Source organism: Mycobacterium sp. PS03-16 (genome assembly GCF_004570325.1).
In the GTDB taxonomy this organism is placed as follows: domain Bacteria; phylum Actinomycetota; class Actinomycetes; order Mycobacteriales; family Mycobacteriaceae; genus Mycobacterium.
Map to the genome: position 1 here is coordinate 1 of NZ_SPQO01000046.1, position 15,372 is coordinate 15,372.

Sequence of the window (15,372 nt, forward strand, 5' to 3'; positions counted from 1 at the left end):
CCGCGACCGACACCCGGACCGGCGCAGCCGGCGCCGGCGATCGCCGCACCGCCGTCCAGCGATCCGCACCGCTTCGGCCGGGTCGACCCGGACGGCACGGTATGGCTGATCACCGGATCGGGGGAACGGGTCATCGGGTCCTGGCAGGCCGGTGATCCGGAGGCCGCGTTCGCGCACTTCGGGCGGCGCTTCGACGATCTGCTCACCGAGGTCGTGCTGCTCGAACGCCGGCTGGCCAGCCACACCGGCGACGCCCGCAAGATCAAGTCGGCGGCCGCCGCGCTGGCCGAGACCCTGCCCGAGGCGCACGTGCTCGGCGACGTCGATTCGGTGGCGGCGCGGCTGACCGCGATCGTCGAGCACGCCGACGAGGAGGCACAGGCCGAGCGGGCCCGCCGCGACGAGCAGCGCGCCGCCCAGCTGGCCCGCAAGGAGGCGCTGGCCGCCGAGGCCGAGGAGCTGGCCGCCACGTCGACGCAGTGGAAGACCGCCGGTGACCGGCTGCGCGAGATCCTCGACGAGTGGCGCACGATCACCGGGCTGGACCGCAAGACCGACGACGCGCTGTGGAAGCGTTATTCGGCGGCGCGCGAGACGTTCAACCGGCGGCGCGGGTCGCACTTCGCCGAGCTGGACCGCGGGCGTGCCGGCGCGCGGCAGGCCAAGGAGGCGCTCTGCGAGCGGGCCGAGGCCTTGTCCGGGTCCACCGAGTGGGGCGCCACCAGCGCGGCGTTCCGGGATCTGCTGACCGAGTGGAAGGCGGCGGGCCGGGCCGCCAAGGACGTCGACGACGCACTGTGGCAGCGGTTCAAAGCCGCCCAGGACACGTTCTTCTCGGCCCGCAACGCCGCCAGCGCCGAACGCGACGCCGAGTTCAAGGCCAACGCGGCGGCCAAGGAGGCCCTGCTCGCCCAGGCCGAGGCGCTCGACACGTCGAACCTGGACGCGGCCCGCGCCGCGCTGCGGTCGATCGGCGACAAGTGGGACGCGATCGGCAAGGTGCCCCGCGAACGGAGTGCGGACCTGGAACGCCGGCTGCGGGCGGTCGAGCAGCGGATCCGCGACGCGGCGACGGCCAACCGGGTCGATCCGGAGGCCCAGGCCCGGGCCGACCAGTTCCGCGAGCGGGCCGAGCAGTACGAACGTCAGGCCGCCAAAGCCGAGGCGGCGGGCCGCACCAAGGACGCCGAGCAGGCCAGGGCCAACGCCGAACAGTGGCGACAGTGGGCCGAGGCGGCCGCGCAGTCGCTGGGCAAGCGGCGCGGTTAGCGTCCGGCGGCGTCGTCGCCGGGCCGGTCGTCGCGATCGTCGCGAGAGTCGCGCTCGTCACCCAGGGTGTCCAGCAGGCCCCTGTGCTGGTTCTCCGCGGCGCGGCGGCGGCGCTCCTCCTCGGCGGCGAGCTGTACCGCCGTGCGGGTCCACACCACCCGCGCCCAGTGGAACGTCAGCACGATCACCGCGAGCCAGCCGATGACCAGGCCGAAGCCCGGCCCCGGATAGGGCTCGGCGGCGGTCTGGCGCGACCACACGGCGAGCATGCCGATGACGCTGGCGACCGCGGATCCGGCGAGCGCCACCCACGCCACCGCCCACCGGCGGGTGAGCAGCGCCAGCATCGAGAATCCGACGGAGAACACCATCGCCAGCACGGTGAACACCCGCGACGGCAGCGACACGCCCTCGCGGGCAGCGGCGTCGGTGGCCACCAGCACGTCGAATCCCCTGGCGCCGCCGGTGTGCGGCAGCACGAACGACAGCAGCACCACGAAGACCAGGATCGCGACCACCAGAGCCCTTGTGCCCGGGTCGAAATAGCGCGCAACCCGCTGTTCGGCGGCCTCGATGTCGCCCTTGTAGGACTCGAACCCGTTGTGGTCGCCCGGTGCGCTCATCGGGAACACCCGCTCGTGGCCGGTGCGGGTGCGGGCACGCCGACTCCCGGCATACCCAGGCCCACCCCGGTGCGCGGACGGATGCCGGAGGCGTGCGCATCGCCGGCCCTGGTGCGACGGTGCGACAGCAGTGCGCCGTCGGCGATCAGGTGGTGCGGCGCGGCGCCGGTGACGACGGTGGTGACGATGTCGCCGGGGCGGATGTCGCCGCCCCCGGGCGCGAAGTGCACCAGGCGGCCGTCGCGGGCGCGCCCCGACATCCGCGCCGTGGCGGCGTCCTTGCGGCCCTCCCCCGTGGCCACCAGCAGCTCCACCGTGCGGCCCACCTGGGCCAGGTTCTCGTCGAGCGAGATCTTCTCCTGCAGCTCGATCAGTCGTTGATAGCGTTCGCTGACAACGGATTTGGGGAGCTGGTCCGGCATGTCGGCCGCCGGGGTCCCCGGCCGCTTCGAGTACTGGAAGGTGAACGCGCTGGAGAAGCGGGCGGCCGCGACCACGTCGAGGGTGGCCTGGAAGTCCGCCTCGGTCTCGCCCGGGAAGCCGACGATCAGGTCGGTGGTGATGGCCGCGTGGGGGATCGCGGCGCGGACCCGGTCGATGATCGCGAGGTAGCGCTCGGCGCGGTAGGACCGGCGCATCGCGCGCAGCACCCGGTCGGAGCCCGACTGCAGCGGCATGTGCAGCGTCGGGCAGACGTTCGGCGTCTCGGCCATGGCCTCGATGACGTCGTCGGTGAACTCGGCCGGGTGCGGCGAGGTGAACCGCACCCGCTCCAGCCCCTCGATACGCCCGCAGGCGCGCAGCAGTTTGGCGAACGCGCCGCGGTCGCGGGGCAGCTCCCGGTCGGCGAACGACACGCCGTAGGCGTTGACGTTCTGGCCCAGCAGGGTCACCTCGAGCACACCCTGGTCCACCAGCGCCTGGATCTCGGCGAGGATGTCGCCCGGGCGCCGGTCGACCTCTTTGCCGCGCAGCGCCGGGACGATGCAGAACGTGCAGGTGTTGTTGCAGCCCACCGAGATCGACACCCAGCCCGAGTAGGCCGAATCCCGGGCGGCGGGCAGGGTGGACGGGAATTCCCGCAGCGCCTCGGCGATCTCGACCTGCGCGGTGCGGTTGTGGCGGGCGCGTTCGAGGAGCGCGGGCAGCGCGCCGATGTTGTGGGTGCCGAACACCACGTCGACCCACGGCGCCCGGCGCAGCACGGTGTCGCGGTCCTTCTGGGCCAGGCACCCGCCGACGGCGATCTGCATCTGCGGGTCGGCGGCCTTGCGCGGGGCAAGGTGCGACAGGTTGCCGTAGAGCTTGTTGTCGGCGTTCTCACGCACCGCGCACGTGTTGAACACGACCACGTCGGCGTCGCCACCGTCGTCGGCGCGCCGGTAGCCGGCGGCCTCCAACAGGCCCGCCAGGCGCTCGGAATCGTGCACGTTCATCTGGCAGCCGTACGTGCGGACCTGATAGGTGCGCGCGTCGTGCGGCCGCGCGCCCGCCGCCTGCTGCGTCACCGTCGAAGTCACGGCCCCATGGTACGGGGACGCCGGATTGACGAGATGCGGGCACATCACGCCTTCCCTGGGTAAGGTCTGCACCCATGGAAACGGCCGGGGACACCAGCGGACCGGACGCGCGGGTGGTCGAACCGGCGTCGCTGTCGGTGCCGATGATCTCGATGCAGGGGGTCAACAAGCACTTCGGCGCCCTGCACGTGCTCAAGGACATCAACCTCACCGTGGACCGCGGCCAGGTCGTCGTGGTGCTGGGCCCGTCGGGGTCGGGCAAATCCACGCTGTGCCGCACCATCAACCGGCTCGAGACCATCGACACGGGGTCCATCGCGATCGACGGCGAGGTGCTGCCGGAGGAGGGTCGCAAGCTCGCGCAGCTGCGGTCCGACGTGGGCATGGTGTTCCAGTCGTTCAACCTGTTCGCGCACAAGACCATCCTGGAGAACGTCACGCTGGCGCCGATGAAGGTGCGCCGGCTCGGCAAAGACGCCGCGCGCGACGCCGCCATGGCGCTGCTCGAGCGCGTCGGGGTGGCCAATCAGGCCGACAAGTACCCCGCCCAGCTGTCGGGCGGCCAGCAGCAGCGCGTCGCGATCGCCCGCTCGCTGGCGATGAACCCCAAGGTCATGCTGTTCGACGAACCGACCAGCGCGCTGGACCCGGAGATGATCAACGAAGTGCTGGCGGTGATGTCGGCGCTGGCCGCCGACGGTATGACCATGCTGGTGGTCACCCACGAGATGGGGTTCGCGCGCCGGGCGTCGGATCGCGTGGTCTTCATGTCCGACGGCGCGATCGTCGAGGATGCCGAACCGGCCCAGTTCTTCGACAACCCCCGCACGGAGCGGGCCAAAGACTTCCTCGGCAAGATCCTCCATCACTAACGCCCGGCGAAAGGAACCCGATTCATGCCGTTCATCTCGATGCCCTCGCGCACGCGCTCGCTAGGACGCGCCGCGGCCGCGGTCGCGGTGGCCGCCGGTCTCTCCCTGGCCATGACCGCGTGCGGCGGCGGCGGTGACAGTGGCGACGGCAACTCGATCGTCATCGGCACCAAGTTCGACCAACCGGGCCTCGGCCTGCGCAACCCGGACGGCACGATGAGCGGTTTCGACGTCGACGTCGCGACCTACGTCGCCGGTGAGCTCGGCTACACCCCCGAGCAGATCGAGTGGAAGGAAGCCCCGTCGGCGCAGCGCGAGACGCTGATCCAGAACGACCAGGTGGACTACATCGTCGCCACCTACTCGATCACCGACTCCCGCAAGGAGAAGGTCGATTTCGCCGGCCCCTATCTGATCACCGGCCAGAGCCTGCTGGTGCGCGCCGACAACACCGACATCACCGGCGCGGCGTCGCTGCAGAACAACAAGCGGCTGTGCTCGGTGTCCGGTTCGACGCCGGCTCAGCGCATCAAGGACGAGTACCCGGGTGTGCAGCTGCAGCAGTACGACACCTACTCGGCCTGCATCGAGGCGCTCAAGAACAACGCGATCGACGCGGTGACCACCGACGAGGTGATCCTGGCCGGGTACGCCGCCCAGGATCCCGGGGCGTTCAAGCTGGTCGGTGACACGTTCTCCGAGGAGCGCTACGGCATCGGCCTGAAGAAGGACGACACCGAGATGCGCAACAAGATCAACGACGCGATCGAGAAGATGGAGTCCAGCGGCGCCTGGAAGGAAGCGTTCGACAAGAACCTCGGCCCGGCCGGCATCACGGCGCCGACGCCGCCGCAGGTCGACCGCTACTGACGCGAGGACAACGCTCCGACCGTGGAGATATTCACCGAGTACCGCGACGAGATCTTCGCGGCGTTCTGGACCACGATCCAGTTGACCGTGTTCTCCGCGGTCGGGGCGTTGATCCTGGGCACGATCCTGGCGGCCATGCGGCTGTCGCCCGTGCCGATGCTCAACTGGCTCGGCACCGCGTACGTCAACGTCGTGCGCAATACGCCGCTGACCCTGATCATCCTGTTCTGTTCGTTCGGCATCAGCCAGACGCTGGGGATCACGCTGGCCGACCGGCAGTCGCCGACGTCGATCGAGGACAGCAACTTTCGGCTGGCCGTGCTCGGATTGACCGTCTACACCGCGTCTTTCGTGTGCGAGACGGTGCGCTCCGGGGTCAACACCGTGCCGCTCGGCCAGGCCGAGGCGGCCCGCTCGCTGGGGCTGACATTCGGTCAGAACCTGCGGATGATTTTGTTGCCGCAGGCGTTTCGCGCCGTCCTGATCCCGCTGGGGTCGGTACTGATCGCGTTGACCAAGAACACCACGATCGCCTCGGCGATCGGGGTGGCCGAGGCGGCGTTGCTGATGAAGGAGATGATCGAGAACACCGCGGCGCTGATGACGGTCGGGACGATCTTCGCGACCGGCTTCGTCGTATTGACGTTGCCGCTCGGGTTGTTGTTCGGCTGGCTGGGCAGACGGCTGGCGGTGGCCCGGTGACCGGACAGGGAGATCAGCGATGAGCGGCACGGTGCTGTTCGATGCGCCGGGGCCCCGCGCGCGCACCCGCAACCTGATCGTCAGCGTGATCACGGTGGTGATCACGCTCGGGCTGGCGTGGGTGGTGTACTCGCGGCTCGAGGAACGGGGACAGCTCGACGCGGCCAAGTGGGAGCCGTTCCTGACCTCGAACCTGTGGACGACGTACGTGCTGCCCGGTGTGCAGGGCACATTGACCGCCGCGGCGGTGTCGATCGTGCTGGCGCTCGCGCTCGGGTTCCTGCTCGGGGTGGGCCGGATGTCCACGATCCCGCCGGTCCGGTGGGTGTGCGCGGTGATCGTGGAGTTCTTTCGCGCGGTCCCCGTGCTGATCATGATGATCTTCGCGTACTTCCTGTACGCGTTCTACGACGTCTTCGAGTCCAAGTACCTCGCGCTGGCGGGTGTCATCACCGGGCTGACGCTCTACAACGGCGCGGTGATCGCCGAGATCGTCCGCGCCGGCGTCCACGCGCTGCCCCGCGGTCAAGCCGAGGCGGCGTCGGCACTGGGCCTGCGGTGGGGGCAGACCATGCGGTCGATCCTGTTACCCCAGGCGATCACGTCGATGCTGCCGGTACTGGTTTCGCAGCTCGTCGTCGTGCTCAAGGACACCGCGATCGGCTACCAGATCACGTTCGTGGAAATGGTCCGGCAGGGCACCGTCGTCGGCTCGTCCTACGGCAACTACATCCCGGCGCTCATCGTGATCGCGCTGCTGATGATCAGCGTGAACTTCGCGCTGTCGGCGCTGGCGACGCGGCTGGAACGCCGCATGCGGCGCTCGCGCCGCGGGCCGGCCCCGCTGGAGACCGATGCGGTCGAGCAGGAGGGCGCCCCGGGCGCACGGGCCCTCTGAGACCGTCAGGGCGTCCACTGCGGTGAGCGGCCGAGGTGGCGCAGCATCCGGTCGAAGACGGGCTCGGCGGCGAGGGCGGCAGCGGCAGGCAGCGCGGGCGCGAACGGGCTGTGCGGCTGCGTGCGGAGGTCCCCGTCGGGGACGGCGAACACGAGAGGCGCGGCCGAGTTGACCACCTCGTCGGGGAGCGCGAACGGCGCACACCCAGCGCACGGGCGACGTCCCAGCCGTGCACGACGTAGTCCACGAAGTGGAACTGAATCGCCTGCGCCCCGGGCACACTCACGCCCGGGCCGAAGTCGGGGATGGCGAACGACACCTCGAGCACGCCCTCGGCGGCGAACGCATCGAGCACCTCGTCGGCGGCCGCGGCATACGTACCCGCGGGGTCCCGCCGAACCGCGTCGGCGAGCGACTCCGCATCCCACACCGAAGGATCGGCGCCGCGGCCCCGTGCCGCAGCGGCGAAGCCGCGGTGCTGGATGGCCATGTGGGCGAGCAGATCGCCGAGATCCCAGCCGGCACACGGCGTCGGCCGGCCCAGATCGGCGCCCGTCACCGCCGACACGACGTCGACGGAGGCGAGCACGGCGGTGCGGTGCTGGGGACGGACATCAACATTTGTAAGCATGTGCCTATGATATGCACACGCTTACCATATCGGCAATGCCTAGGATCGGTCCATGTCCACGCGGCGTCCCGATCTCGCGGCGCTACTGGCGCCCCTGCTGCGCGACCTGGCCGCCGCCGAGGTGCCGATCCTCGAACAGCACGGCCTGACGATGTGGCAGTACAGCGTGCTGGTCGCCCTCGACCGGGCGCCGATGCGCACCCAGGCCGCCCTGGCCGAGGCGATCAATGCGGACAAGACCCGCATCATCCCGACCCTCGAGGAATTGCAGCGGCGTGGCTACATCGAGCGCCACCCGGCTCCCGACGACCGCCGGGTGCGCCTCCTGGCCATCACCGAAGCCGGTCGCACGGTCAAAGACGCCGCACAGATCGACATCCAGCGAGGCGAGCACCGCTGGCTGTCACGGCTTCCCGCCGACGATCGGGCCACCTTCCTGCGCCTGCTCCAGCAGCTCGCCGGCGACGCCTGACCTACACCCGCCGGCGTTCCCGCTCGTTGGCGAGCGCCACCGTGACGACATCGAGTGCCATCGACTGTCCGTAGCCTCGGCGCGCCAACATCCCGACCAACCGCCGCATCACCTTCGCCTCAGCCCCCGCATCATCGTCGAGCCGCTCGCGACGCAACCGGTCCCGCACCAGCTGTTCGGCCCGCTGACGCTCCGCGCCGGTGTCGATATCGGCCAGCGCCGAGGTGATCACCTCGTTGTCGACACCCTTGCGGCGCAACTCAGCGGCCAACGCGCGCTTGCCTTTTCCAGCGTGCTCATGGCGGGATCGGACCCACTGTTCGGCGAAGTCCTCGTCGTCGACGAGGCCGGCGCCGGCCAACCGGTCGAGCACCCGCTCGCCGACGTCCTCGGGATAACCGCGCTGAGCCAACTTGCCGGCCAGCTCCGCGCGGCTGTGCGCCCGGGCGGTGAGCAGGCGCAGACAGTACGTCCGCGCCTGCTCCTCACGGTCAGGCTGGTCGGCCTCAGAAGTCGACGGGGGCCGGAAGGACATCACCGTTCCCGTCATCGGTCACCACCGCGCCGATGTTGAGCTTTTCCTTGATCTTCTTCTCGATCTCGTTGGCCACATCGGCGTTCTCCAGCAGGAACTTTCGGGCGTTCTCCTTACCCTGCCCGAGCTGCTCCCCCTCGTAGGTGAACCAGGAGCCGGACTTGCGGATGAACCCGTGCTCGACACCCATGTCGATCAGCGAGCCCTCCTTGCTGATGCCCTTGCCGTAGAGGATGTCGAACTCGGCCTGCTTGAACGGCGGCGACACCTTGTTCTTGACGATCTTGACCCGGGTGCGGTTACCCACCGCGTCGGTGCCGTCCTTGAGCGTCTCGATACGCCGGACATCCATGCGGACCGAGGCGTAGAACTTCAGCGCCTTACCACCCGTGGTGGTCTCCGGCGAGCCGAACATCACGCCGATCTTCTCGCGGAGCTGGTTGATGAAGATCGCGGTGGTGCCCGAATTGCTCAGCGCACCGGTGATCTTGCGCAGCGCCTGGCTCATCAGCCGGGCCTGCAGGCCGACGTGGCTGTCACCCATCTCGCCCTCGATCTCGGCGCGCGGCACCAGCGCGGCCACCGAGTCGATGACCAGGATGTCCAACGCGCCCGACCGGATCAGCATGTCGGCGATCTCGAGGGCCTGCTCACCGGTGTCGGGCTGGGAGACCAGCAGCGAGTCGGTGTCGACGCCCAGTTTCTTGGCGTAGTCGGGATCCAGCGCGTGCTCGGCGTCGATGAACGCCGCGATACCGCCGGCGGCCTGGGCATTGGCCACCGCGTGCAGTGCGACGGTGGTCTTACCCGAGGACTCCGGACCGTAGATCTCGATGACGCGGCCGCGCGGCAGCCCGCCGATGCCCAGCGCCACGTCCAGCGCGATAGAGCCGGTCGGGATGACCGAGATCGGTGCGCGGACCTCGTCGCCGAGCCGCATCACCGAACCCTTGCCGTGACTCTTCTCGATCTGCGCCAGGGCGAGTTCGAGGGCCTTCTCGCGATCGGGGGCCTGCGGTGCCATGATGGTGCCTCTTTCGGTAGTCGTGTTCGTTGACCGGTGTCGATCAGTTGGCCGTGACGCTAGAGGTAGCCACCGACAAGTCGGCCTGACCAGCATCTAGCCGTCGAACATCCCCCACAGTAGCGAACGTGTGTTCGATGGCAAGGAGGCGCGCCGAACGGGCCCCGCGCGGCTACCGGCGACCCGTCACCACTGGTCGCGCGGGACGTCGAAAGCGGCGCACAGCGCCCGCCACACGTCGCGGGGCTCCACCCCGTCCTCGATGGCCTGCGCCGCGGTGCGGCCGCCCAGATCGCTGAGCACGTGGTCGGCGAGGAGCGACTGGCCGCGGATCGCGCCGAACTGGTTCTCCACGAGTTCGCGGAACTCCGTCAACCGCACGACACCAACCTACGCCAGGGCGCGGTGGCACACCCGTACCGGATCGGTGACCCGCGTCGCTGTCCCGGCGGCCCGACGGGCGGCCGCCCGGTACTGCGGCCCGGCGAGCACCTCGGCGACCGCCCGCGTCAGCGCCTCCGCGCCCAGCGGCCGCACCAGCTGCCCGCTGCCCTGTCGGACAACACGATTGGCGATCTCCCATTGGTCACCACCACCGGGCACCACCACCATCGGCACGCCGGCGAGCAAGGTCTTGGACACCATGCCGTGGCCCCCGCCGCACACCACGACGTCGGCGTGGGTGAGCAGTTCGTCCTGGCGACCCAGGCCCACGGCCGCCCACGGCGGCACCGGACCGCCCGCATCCGACAGCTGCGACACCACCACCCGCGACCCCGCCGGCAGCCCGTCACCCGGCACGAGCGCATCGAGCGCCACCTCGGCCAGTCCCCGCTCCCCCGTGCTCGCCGTGGACGGGGCGACCAGAACCACGGGGCCGTCGCCGGGCGGTACCGGCAACACCGCCGACGTCGGCTCGAAGTGCAGGGGCCCCACCACGATCGCCTCCGCGGGCCAGTCCGGGCGCGGCACCTCCAGCGCGGGCAGCGTCGCGATCAGCCGCCGCAGCGGGCCGGGATCCTCGGCGGGCAGGCCGATTCCCACCCGGGCAGCGGCACGCTGCCGCAACCCTTCCCGCCACGACCGGGCGGTCAGCGCGCGCATGACGGCGTCGCGGACCCGTCCGCGCAGACCGACCCCGGGGGCCAGACCGCTGCCCAGCGGCGGCAGTCCCTTCGACGGGCGGTACAGCGGATGGGGGTTGAGCTCCACCCAGGGGATGTCGAGCAGTTCGGCGGCCAGTCCGCCGCAGGCGGTGATCACGTCCGACACGATGAGGTCGGGGGCCAGTGCCCGCAGTCCCGGCACGTTCTGCACCGCCATCCGGGCGGCCCGCCGGTGGATCTTGGCGCCCGCATCGGCATCGTCGTCCACGTCGGTGGGATCCAGGCCGGCCAGCTCCTCGGCGGCCAGACCCGCCGACCGGGCCGTGTCGAGCCACTCGACCCCGGTGAGCAGGACCGGTTCGTCGCCGGCGGCGGCGAACCTGCGGCACAGCGCCAGGGCGGGAAAGGCGTGACCGGGGTCAGGGCCGGCGACGACGGCGACGCGCACCCGCCCACCCTGCCACAGCCTTCACCGCCGCACGCCGCAGGACTACCGTGACACCATGAGCGAATCGAGCACCGGTATCACCCCGGCCGCCTCCGGCACCGCGGTGGACCGCACGGACAATGCGCGCGCCGTCGAGACGTTCCTGTTCGCGCTGCAGGACGAGGATTTCGACACGGCCGACTCCCTGATGGCCGACCACATCGCCTGGCAGAACGTCGGCTTCCCGACCATCCGGGGCCGCGAACGGCTCACGAAGATCTTCCGCAGCGGCCAGGGTCGGCTCGGCTTCGAGGTCAAGATTCACCGGATCGCCGCCGACGGCAACACGGTGCTCACCGAGCGCACCGATGTCCTGGTCTTCGGGCGGGTGCGCGTGCAGTTCTGGGTGTGCGGGTCCTTCGAGGTCCACGCCGGGAAGATCACGTTGTGGCGCGACCACTTCGACATGTTCGACTTCACGAAGGGCATCGTGCGCGGCCTGCTGGCCGTGCCGTTCCCGGCGCTGCGGCCGACGCTGTAGGTCTCAGGCGCCGCGTCGCAACTGGCCCAGCTCGTCGAACGCCTGCGCCCAGCCCTGCAACCGGTCGGTGGCGTTGACCAGTTCGTCGCGGTAGCGCCTGCCGTACATCGGCGAGCTCGACATCGGGCCGTTGTTGAGCACCGACACGAGTTGGGCTGCCGCATCGACCATCTCGTGGTACTGGCGCACGCCCTGATCCATCTGCGCGGTGAACGCCGACACCGTCGGCATGAGGTGGGCGCGCGACCGGGGTGATGAGGCCATCGCCTTCTCCATCGACACCACCTCGGCGGCGGTGGCGGCCATGGTGGCGGCGCTGTGCTGCGCGGCCGCGGTCAGCTCGCGCAGTTCGTCCGGCGGCAGCATCCGGCCCCGCTCCAGCACCCCGAGCAGCGAGAACAGGCCCCGCTCTGCGGCGGCCAGCGCGGCCATCGGCGGCCGGGCCGCGGAATTGAACGGCGGCAGCCGCCGCGCCCCCCGCACCCGGGCGGGCGGCAGCGGTTCGGCACGCAGCCAGCGGTAGCGCAGCAGCAACAGCGTGGCCGGGAACATCGCACCGGCCGCGATCGCGCCGGTGATGATGAACACCCAGAACGGTGTGCTCCACGCGGCCAGGACCGCGGTCACCAGGACCCAGAACACGGTGGTGACGACGAAGAACAGCCCGAGCCGCAGGGCCCACCGCCGCTTACGCAGCAGTTTGGCGCGCGGGTCGGAGGCGGCGTACAGCTTGTCGGCCACCACGTCGGACAGTTCGGCGGCGGTGTCCACACCGCGCTGCATCAGGCTGCGCCACGCCGTCGAACCGTGCCTCGTCTGCGTCTTCACTGCGTCACCTCATGCGGGAGTTACTGGGACAGCGGGTTTTCCGGCGTCGCCTGCGCCGGGTTGGCGGCCGGGGTGGCGGGGTTGGGCTGCGCGGCGGGTGCACCGCCGGACGGCAGCGCCTCACCCCGCATCGACGCGCGGATCTGTTCGAGCCGCGAGTGTCCGGCCATCTGCACGCTGGCCTGCTGAACCTCGAGCATGCGGCCCTGCACGGAGTTCTGCGCCAGCTCGGCCTCGCCCATCGCGGTGGCGTAGCGACGCTCGATCTTGTCGCGCACCTCGTCGAGGCTGGGGGTGTTGCCGGGGGCGGCCAGCTCGCTCATCGACCGCAGCGACGAGCTCACCTGCTCCTGCATCTTGGCCTGTTCCAGCTGGCTGAGCAGCTTGGTGCGTTCGGCGATCTTCTGCTGCAGCATCATCGCGTTCTGCTCGACGGCCTTCTTGGCCTGCGCGGCGGCCTGCAGCGCCTGGTCGTGCAGGGTCTTGAGGTCCTCGACGCTCTGCTCGGCGGTGACCAGTTGCGCGGCGAAGGCCTCGGCGGCGTTGTTGTACTCGGTGGCCTTCGCGGCGTCGCCGTTGGCCGTCGCCTGATCGGCCAGCGTGAGCGCCTGACGCACGTTGACCTGCAGCTTCTCGATGTCGGCCAGCTGCCGGTTCAGCCGCATCTCGAGCTGTCGCTGATTGCCGATCACCTGCGCCGCCTGCTGGGTCAGTCCCTGATGCTGGCGCTGCGCCTCTTCGATCGCCTGCTGGATCTGCACCTTGGGGTCGGCGTACTCGTCGACCTTGGAGCTGAACAGCGCCATGAGGTACTTCCACGCCTTGACGAACGGATTGGCCATTGGTTCACTCCGCCTTCGGTCTTGTCGACTGGGTCCGGTGTCTTCTCTGCCAACTTATCGGTTCCGCGCACGTCACCACACCCCCGATCGGGGGGTGATGAGCGGTCAGGCCACCGCCATCGACACCGTGTGCGGGATCACGACCTTGGTGGTGACGTCGATGGTGGCCGACGCGCGGGCCGGCGCCGCCGCCCGCTCCTGATGGGCGAGCTCCTCGCCGGCGTCGGACATCACCCGCGACAGCGGCACCTCGAGCGCGTCGCAGATCGCGCTGAGCAGCTCGCTGGAGGCCTCCTTGCGGCCGCGCTCCACCTCCGACAGATATCCGAGGCTGACCCGGGCGGTGTCGGACACCTCCCGCAGCGTGCGGCCCTGCGAGGTGCGGGCGCGGCGCAGCACGTCGCCGATCACCTCGCGCAGCAATGCCGCCATGTGCCCTCCTTCGTCGGGTCGGTTTGCTACCTGCACAACGCGGGGATACGCGGCAGGGTTCCCACCCGTAGCGCACAATTTCGGCTCACCATCGGGTCACTGCCGCGCGACGAGCACCCGCAACCGCGCGATCGCGGCGGCGACGGCCGCGACCCGGATGTCCCAGCGCGACCCGCTCAGCGCGAGTTCGGCCACCTCGGTGTCGACGGGGCCGGCGAGCCCCAGGAACACGGTGCCCACCGGGTGGCCGCCGTGCGGTTCGGGGCCGGCCACACCGGTCAGGCCGACGCCCCAGGTGGCCGCGCAGCGCTGACGCGCACCGACCGCCAGCGCCCGGGCGGTCGGGGCGGCGACCGGTCCCACGGCGTCGAGCACCTGCGGCGCGACACCCGCGAGCGAGATCTTGGTGTCCTCGGTGTAGGTGACCAGGCCGCCGCGCAGAACCGCGCTGGCGCCCGGAACGCCGGCCAGCGTCGCGGCCAGCAGGCCCGCGGTCAGCGATTCGGCGGTGGCGACGCTGTGGTGGCGGACGGTGAGGTCGGCGACCAGCGCGCGGGCCTCCTCAGTGACCAGCGGGTCGTTCACGGGAGTCCCTCACCGCCGACATCACGTAGTCCAGGCCGGTGAGGACGGTCAGCACGACGGCGGCCGCCATGATCACCCACGCCACCACCAACCACGGGCCGGGCCACGCCGCCAGCGGCAGCACGAACAGCCCGATGGCGACGGCCTGCACCAGCGTCTTGAGCTTGCCGCCACGGCTGGCCGGGATCACACCGTGGCGCAGCACCGCGAAGCGCAGCACCGTGATGCCCAGTTCGCGGGCCAGGATGACGATGGTCACCCACCACGGCAGATCCCCGAGGATCGACAGCCCGATCAGCGCCGAACCGATCAGGGCCTTGTCGGCGATGGGATCGGCCAGCGCACCGAATTCGGTGACCATGCCGTAACTGCGGGCCAACGCGCCGTCGAACCGGTCGGTGATCACCGCCACCGCGAACACCACGAATGCCATTACCCGCCAGAACGTTTCGTGTCCGTCGCCGACGAACAACGCGGCAAGGAACACGGGAACCAGCACGAAACGCACGCCGGTGAGCACATTGGCGATATTCGCCACTCGGGCGCGCGGCACCACCGGATCAGTAGGAGACGGGCCCGACACCGCAACAGAATATCGGGTGACCCAGCGGATACCCTCGGACCCGTGAGCGCAGCGGATCAGACGCCGGCCGGCGACATGGTCGTGCGACGGGCCACCACCTCCGACGTGCCCGCCGTCAAGGCGCTCGTCGACATCTACGCCGGCCGGATCCTGCTGGAGAAGAACCTCGTCACCCTCTACGAATCCGTGCAGGAGTTCTGGGTCGCCGAACTCGACGGCGAGCTGGTGGGCTGCGGCGCGCTGCACGTGCTGTGGGCCGACCTCGGCGAGGTGCGCACCGTCGCGGTGCATCCCAAGGTGCGCGGCCGCGGCGTCGGGCACCGCATCGTGGCCCGGCTGCTCGAGGTGGCCCGCGAGTTGCACCTGCAGCGGATCTTCGTGCTCACCTTCGAGGTGGAGTTCTTCGCGCGGCACGGCTTCACCGAGATCGACGGCACCCCGGTGACCGCCGAGGTCTACGAGGAGATGTGCCGCTCGTATGACACCGGCGTCGCCGAGTTCCTGGACCTCTCCTACGTCAAGCCCAACATCCTCGGCAACACCCGGATGCTGCTGACGCTTTAGCGACTTCGGTGTAGTCGGTCGCGTCCGGCGGCGACCGACCACACCGAA

General features: G+C 70.3%; 19 protein-coding genes and 1 pseudogene. 8 read left to right on the forward strand and 12 right to left on the reverse strand.

Translation table 11 applies throughout. The features are described 5' to 3' along the window. Positions 1–1,269, forward strand: a 1,269-nt coding sequence (locus tag E4P42_RS24270) for a DUF349 domain-containing protein (protein WP_371287078.1), incomplete at its 5' end; no start/stop codon positions are given. Here the strand turns inward: E4P42_RS24270 and E4P42_RS24275 are convergent. Together E4P42_RS24275 and miaB are read right to left on the reverse strand one after the other, a co-directional pair. Continuing rightward, positions 1,266–1,892: a hypothetical protein gene (locus E4P42_RS24275; RefSeq protein ID WP_135128875.1), complete on the reverse strand. Its 627-nt coding sequence runs from the start codon at positions 1,890–1,892 to the stop codon at positions 1,266–1,268. The genes E4P42_RS24270 and E4P42_RS24275 overlap by 4 nt on opposite strands. Further along, positions 1,889–3,457, reverse strand: coding sequence for a tRNA (N6-isopentenyl adenosine(37)-C2)-methylthiotransferase MiaB (miaB, locus tag E4P42_RS24280; protein ID WP_135128877.1), 1,569 nt, complete (start codon positions 3,455–3,457; stop codon positions 1,889–1,891). The genes E4P42_RS24275 and miaB overlap by 4 nt, the downstream gene beginning before the upstream one ends. Positions 3,458–3,555: 98 nt before the next feature. Between miaB and E4P42_RS24285 the strand changes: the two genes are divergently transcribed. From E4P42_RS24285 to E4P42_RS24300, 4 genes are read left to right on the forward strand one after another with little or no spacing between them, the layout of a single operon-like run. Continuing rightward, entirely contained in the window at positions 3,556–4,284 is a 729-nt protein-coding gene (locus E4P42_RS24285; RefSeq protein ID WP_135128940.1) for an amino acid ABC transporter ATP-binding protein, read from the forward strand. 24 nt (positions 4,285–4,308) lie between these two features. Then, positions 4,309–5,154, forward strand: coding sequence for a glutamate ABC transporter substrate-binding protein (locus E4P42_RS24290; RefSeq protein ID WP_135128879.1), 846 nt, complete (start codon positions 4,309–4,311; stop codon positions 5,152–5,154). Between the two features lie 21 nt (positions 5,155–5,175). Then, entirely contained in the window at positions 5,176–5,856 is a 681-nt protein-coding gene (locus tag E4P42_RS24295; RefSeq protein ID WP_135128881.1) for an amino acid ABC transporter permease, read from the forward strand. Positions 5,857–5,875: 19 nt separating this feature from the next. Then, on the forward strand, positions 5,876–6,754 hold the full coding sequence (locus E4P42_RS24300; RefSeq protein WP_135128883.1) for an amino acid ABC transporter permease: 879 nt from the start codon (positions 5,876–5,878) through the stop codon (positions 6,752–6,754). Between the two features lie 5 nt (positions 6,755–6,759). On the opposite strand, the pseudogene E4P42_RS24305 reads toward E4P42_RS24300, so the two are convergent. Beyond that, positions 6,760–7,385, reverse strand: a pseudogene (locus E4P42_RS24305) (TIGR03086 family metal-binding protein). Between the two features lie 52 nt (positions 7,386–7,437). Here E4P42_RS24305 and E4P42_RS24310 point away from each other — a divergent pair. Next, a complete protein-coding gene (locus E4P42_RS24310) occupies positions 7,438–7,857 on the forward strand; it encodes a MarR family winged helix-turn-helix transcriptional regulator (protein ID WP_135128885.1) in 420 nt (139 codons plus the stop codon). A 1-nt stretch (position 7,858) separates the two neighbouring features. On the opposite strand, the gene recX is transcribed toward E4P42_RS24310, so the two are convergent. The 4 genes from recX to E4P42_RS24330 all read right to left on the reverse strand — a co-directional run bounded on the left by recX (position 7,859) and on the right by E4P42_RS24330 (position 10,970). After that, positions 7,859–8,395 carry a recombination regulator RecX gene (gene recX / locus E4P42_RS24315; RefSeq protein ID WP_135128942.1) on the reverse strand — a complete coding sequence of 179 codons (537 nt, stop codon included), beginning with the start codon at positions 8,393–8,395 and terminating at the stop codon, positions 7,859–7,861. Next, the gene (recA, locus tag E4P42_RS24320) at positions 8,364–9,416 is read right to left on the reverse strand and encodes a recombinase RecA (protein WP_135128887.1); all 1,053 of its coding nucleotides are present in this window, start codon (positions 9,414–9,416) and stop codon (positions 8,364–8,366) included. Before recA ends, recX begins: the two co-directional genes overlap by 32 nt. A gap of 186 nt (positions 9,417–9,602) precedes the next feature. Then, complete coding sequence (locus tag E4P42_RS24325) at positions 9,603–9,797, reverse strand: DUF3046 domain-containing protein (protein WP_135128889.1); 195 nt, start codon at positions 9,795–9,797, stop codon at positions 9,603–9,605. 9 nt (positions 9,798–9,806) lie between these two features. Next, positions 9,807–10,970 (reverse strand): glycosyltransferase, encoded by a 1,164-nt coding sequence (locus E4P42_RS24330; protein WP_135128891.1) that lies wholly within the window; start codon positions 10,968–10,970, stop codon positions 9,807–9,809. 55 nt (positions 10,971–11,025) lie between these two features. Between E4P42_RS24330 and E4P42_RS24335 the strand changes: the two genes are divergently transcribed. Beyond that, complete coding sequence (locus tag E4P42_RS24335) at positions 11,026–11,490, forward strand: limonene-1,2-epoxide hydrolase family protein (RefSeq protein ID WP_135128893.1); 465 nt, start codon at positions 11,026–11,028, stop codon at positions 11,488–11,490. Between the two features lie 3 nt (positions 11,491–11,493). Here E4P42_RS24335 and E4P42_RS24340 read toward each other — a convergent pair whose 3' ends face one another. The 5 genes from E4P42_RS24340 to pgsA form a co-directional block, all read right to left on the reverse strand. Continuing rightward, a complete protein-coding gene (locus E4P42_RS24340) occupies positions 11,494–12,318 on the reverse strand; it encodes a hypothetical protein (protein WP_135128895.1) in 825 nt (274 codons plus the stop codon). 20 nt (positions 12,319–12,338) lie between these two features. After that, positions 12,339–13,160 (reverse strand): phage shock protein PspA, encoded by an 822-nt coding sequence (pspA, locus tag E4P42_RS24345; protein WP_135128897.1) that lies wholly within the window; start codon positions 13,158–13,160, stop codon positions 12,339–12,341. A gap of 105 nt (positions 13,161–13,265) precedes the next feature. Next, positions 13,266–13,592: a transcriptional regulator ClgR gene (gene clgR / locus E4P42_RS24350; RefSeq protein WP_135128899.1), complete on the reverse strand. Its 327-nt coding sequence runs from the start codon at positions 13,590–13,592 to the stop codon at positions 13,266–13,268. A gap of 96 nt (positions 13,593–13,688) precedes the next feature. Next, positions 13,689–14,177: a CinA family protein gene (locus E4P42_RS24355; protein WP_135128901.1), complete on the reverse strand. Its 489-nt coding sequence runs from the start codon at positions 14,175–14,177 to the stop codon at positions 13,689–13,691. Continuing rightward, the gene (gene pgsA, locus E4P42_RS24360) at positions 14,155–14,760 is read right to left on the reverse strand and encodes a CDP-diacylglycerol--glycerol-3-phosphate 3-phosphatidyltransferase (protein WP_135128903.1); all 606 of its coding nucleotides are present in this window, start codon (positions 14,758–14,760) and stop codon (positions 14,155–14,157) included. Before pgsA ends, E4P42_RS24355 begins: the two co-directional genes overlap by 23 nt. Positions 14,761–14,835: 75 nt before the next feature. On the opposite strand from pgsA, the gene E4P42_RS24365 reads away from it, so the two are divergent. Then, a complete protein-coding gene (locus E4P42_RS24365) occupies positions 14,836–15,324 on the forward strand; it encodes an amino-acid N-acetyltransferase (protein ID WP_167759614.1) in 489 nt (162 codons plus the stop codon). Positions 15,325–15,372 lie beyond the last annotated feature (48 nt).